This is a genomic window from Streptosporangium sp. NPDC006007 (assembly GCF_040614315.1).
GTDB lineage: Bacteria > Actinomycetota > Actinomycetes > Streptosporangiales > Streptosporangiaceae > Streptosporangium.
Map to the genome: position 1 here is coordinate 1 of NZ_JBEXUG010000089.1, position 3,192 is coordinate 3,192.

At 59.0% G+C, this 3,192-nt stretch carries 5 protein-coding genes and 1 pseudogene; 5 read left to right on the top strand and 1 reads right to left on the bottom strand.

What is annotated here, in order from left to right; all coding sequences use genetic code 11:
• The 3 genes and pseudogenes from ABZ194_RS30130 to ABZ194_RS30140 all read left to right on the top strand — a co-directional run.
• Nucleotides 1–117, top strand: a pseudogene (locus ABZ194_RS30130) (IS5/IS1182 family transposase); the annotation flags it as partial.
• A gap of 77 nt (nucleotides 118–194) precedes the next feature.
• Nucleotides 195–734 (top strand): winged helix-turn-helix domain-containing protein, encoded by a 540-nt coding sequence (locus tag ABZ194_RS30135; protein ID WP_355600409.1) that lies wholly within the window; start codon nucleotides 195–197, stop codon nucleotides 732–734.
• Nucleotides 731–1,258, top strand: a complete 528-nt coding sequence (locus tag ABZ194_RS30140) for a transposase (RefSeq protein ID WP_355600410.1) — start codon at nucleotides 731–733, stop codon at nucleotides 1,256–1,258. The genes ABZ194_RS30135 and ABZ194_RS30140 overlap by 4 nt, the downstream gene beginning before the upstream one ends.
• 50 nt (nucleotides 1,259–1,308) lie before the next feature.
• On the opposite strand, the gene ABZ194_RS30145 is transcribed toward ABZ194_RS30140, so the two are convergent.
• Nucleotides 1,309–1,584, bottom strand: coding sequence for a transposase (locus ABZ194_RS30145; RefSeq protein ID WP_355600411.1), 276 nt, complete (start codon nucleotides 1,582–1,584; stop codon nucleotides 1,309–1,311).
• A gap of 250 nt (nucleotides 1,585–1,834) precedes the next feature.
• On the opposite strand from ABZ194_RS30145, the gene ABZ194_RS30150 reads away from it, so the two are divergent.
• Nucleotides 1,835–2,269 (top strand): hypothetical protein, encoded by a 435-nt coding sequence (locus ABZ194_RS30150; protein ID WP_355600412.1) that lies wholly within the window; start codon nucleotides 1,835–1,837, stop codon nucleotides 2,267–2,269.
• Between the two features lie 160 nt (nucleotides 2,270–2,429).
• On the top strand, nucleotides 2,430–3,035 hold the full coding sequence (locus ABZ194_RS30155) for a VanZ family protein (RefSeq protein WP_355600413.1): 606 nt from the start codon (nucleotides 2,430–2,432) through the stop codon (nucleotides 3,033–3,035).
• Nucleotides 3,036–3,192: the final 157 nt, after the last annotated feature.

A 3,192-nucleotide genomic window follows, 5' to 3' on the forward strand; every position in this document is an offset into this window, starting at 1 on the left:
TCCCGGCTGTCCGGCTGCCGCCGCCTGCACCGCCGCTACGAACGCCGAGCAGACCACTTCGCGTCTTTCGTCACCAGCGCCGCAGCCCTCATCTGCTACCGCCGATTGACCAAATGAGTCATCGTCTTACTGACCTTAAAAGTGTGGTGTCGCGGAGAGGTGACGGATCGTGATCCCTGAGGTATGCCATCGTCATGCGATACGCGCAGGGTGGCGGGCTGACCGCTGAGCGGCGGGCCTTCCGTGAACGGTTGCGGTTTCAGGCGGCCGCGCGATTCGTTGCCGAGCAGGACAACACGGTCATCGCCCGTGATCTGCGGGTGAGTGTGCGTTCGGTGCAGCGGTGGCGTAAAGCCTGGTCACGAGGCGGTGAGCGGGCGCTGGTCTCCACCGGCCCGGCCTCGCTACCGCTACTGAGCGATGAGCTGTTCACCGTCTTGGAGACCAAGCTGAACAAAGGGCCGGTGGCGCACGGCCGGCCGGACCAGACCTGGACCCTGCAGCGGATCAAGACGTTGATCGGCCGACGGTTCCACAAGAGTTACACCATCCAAGGGGTGGCCGCGTTGCTCAAGCGGCACGGCTGGTCATGTCAGGTGCCGGCACGCCGGGCTGTCGAGCGCGATGAGGCGGCGGTGGCCAACCGGGTGAAAGAGACCTGGCCACAGGTGGAAGAACCGCGGCGACGCTCGGGGCATGGATCGTCTTCGAAGACGAGGCCGGGTTCTCGATGACGCCGCCGATCACCAGGACCTGGTCCCGGCGCGGGACCACCCCGATCGTGCGAGTACGCGGCCGCTCCCGGCGCCGATTATCGGTGGCCGCCTTGGCCTGCTACAAACCCGGACAGCCATCCCGCCTGATCTACCGGCCCTGTCCCGACGCCCGCCCCGACGGGCGAAAGAGCTTCGCCTGGACCGATTACCGCGACCTGATCCAGGCCGCTCACCATCAACTCGGCGGCCCGATCGTGCTCATCCGGGACAACCTCAACACCCACCTGACCGCAGGGATGCGCGGCTACATCGCCGAGCGGGACTGGCTCACCGTCTACCAACTCCCCACCTACGCCCCCGACCTCAACCCCGTGGAAGGCGTCTGGTCGGTACTGCGACGCACCACCCAGGCCAACCGTGCCTTCACCGACCCCCACGACCTGATTACCGTAATCCGCCAAAGCTTACGGCGACTCCAATACCGCCACGACATCCTCGACGGCTGCCTTATCGGAACCGGACTCGTCCCCGCCCCACCATGACGACATCACGCTTTTATCCTCAGTAGTACCGCTGGCGCCATCCTGTGGCATCAGCCCATCGACCGAGCTGGACGTCTCCACTCGGCTGGCCGCCGCCGGCAGGTCATACGCGAGCCGTAACTCCAACTCTTTTGGTAGATGCTCGCAGGCACGCCCGTGTGCAGGACGAACAAGATGCCCTCCAAGCCGGGGTGGTCATTCGGCCGCTCTCGCTCCGAATGGCGGGTCCGACGCTGCTGCCTGGGCAACAGCGGTTGGATAACAGTCCATAAGTACTCGCCGGCATCCCACGATTTCAGTCGTACCACTAGCACACCTTCCGTCACTGATACAGCGAGAGATCACGCCGCAACAAAGAGTGTGGCATTAAGTGCTTTCCCTAATTCTAGGAGAGATGGTTTTCTGTTTTTACCTTACCGAGTTATTGGCATCGTGACGTGCGGAATATCATCTATCCGAAAAAAGGGTTTCGGTCCGACTTTGGAGCCTACTTCCCTTGCCGTTAATCCGGTAAACGCGTGAAACAAGTCACATTGCGCAATATGTCAACTTGCGTAAAGTTATTATGTTAGTGTCATGGAAACGGCAAATGGGAGGAAAATCGTGAAGTTGGCGAAAGTCGCTGCGGTACTTGTGGTTTCGGCAACCACTCTTGCGATACCTGCGGTCGCATACGCGTCCTGCTCTGGCACGTGCAACTCGTACTCATCGACCTTCAGCTTCGATACCTCATTGAACGGCCCGACCCGCTACTACAACGGGTCGAACGTCAGGATTACCTTCAGTAGCTCGGCCAACGGATCTCAGAACGGTGTCGCTAACCCCTATGTGGAGCTCTACAGGGTCAATCCCGTCGTGGACGACTACATCGGTAGGCAGACCTTCAGCTACGGTGGATCGGTCAACAAGAACTGGACAGGAGTAGGTGCCGGCGACTACCGTTTCCACTACAAGAAGACATTTGACGGCGTCTGGCTGACAAGTAGTAACGTCGTGATGTCCGCCAATTAGCGGAGTCGGTACTCGTTATTGGTGGGGAGGAGTCGATGCCTGCGTTTTCGGATCCGCCCCACCAGTCCGACGTTTTGTCATGCGCCACTAGAGGGGCGGCCAGCATATGGTTTGTCCATCAAATCGTCATGGTTTGACCTATCTGTGCGAGGTGTGAAGGGTGCTCGGAGGGACTATTCTTGTTGTCGCGCTTCCCATGGTGGCCATTTTTTTATTGATTTGGGTTAAGAAGGCGCGCCCGTCGAAACTTCGTTTGCTTTCAGGCATCGCCCTGGCGGTGTACGCTCTCCTGCTGCTAAACGTTACGTTGTTTCCGCTGCCAGTTCAGTCGGCGCTCCTTCGCGATCTCCGATTAAGTGATTCTCCTGATAATAACCTGATCCCTGTCAAGGGGCTGATCAGCATGGCGGAGCGTGAAAGCTGGGCGGTGCTGATCAGGCAAATCATTGGTAACATCCTGCTTTTGCTACCACTCGGCTACTTGGTCCCCGTGATCTGGAATGTTAAGGGCGTTCACCGCTTGGCGTTCATCGCTTTTGGCGTATCGCTGCTCGTAGAGATGGCACAACTTGTCATATCCCAGGCGATTGGCTACACCTACAAGATTTTCGATGTTGACGATATCATCCTAAACACCTTTGGTGGTATTATGGGATATATCTTATATGTTGCACTTGTTCCTTTGATTAGGGTCTCGGAGATGGACGGCATGCAGCATTCCAGCCCCTCTGAGGGGCGCAGTGCCTCTGGCTCAGCCGCTCCGTGAGGTAAGAGGCGGTCCACTCCGCGCAGCTCACCCTCAATAGCGCCGCACTTTGGAACTACTCATCTAGTAGTACTTCGTTAGGTTGGTTCTGGTGGGTGGTGTTCTGGCCGTGCTGCGGCGGGTAGGTCGCGGTGGCAGGTGGGGCACGCGCCGGTCC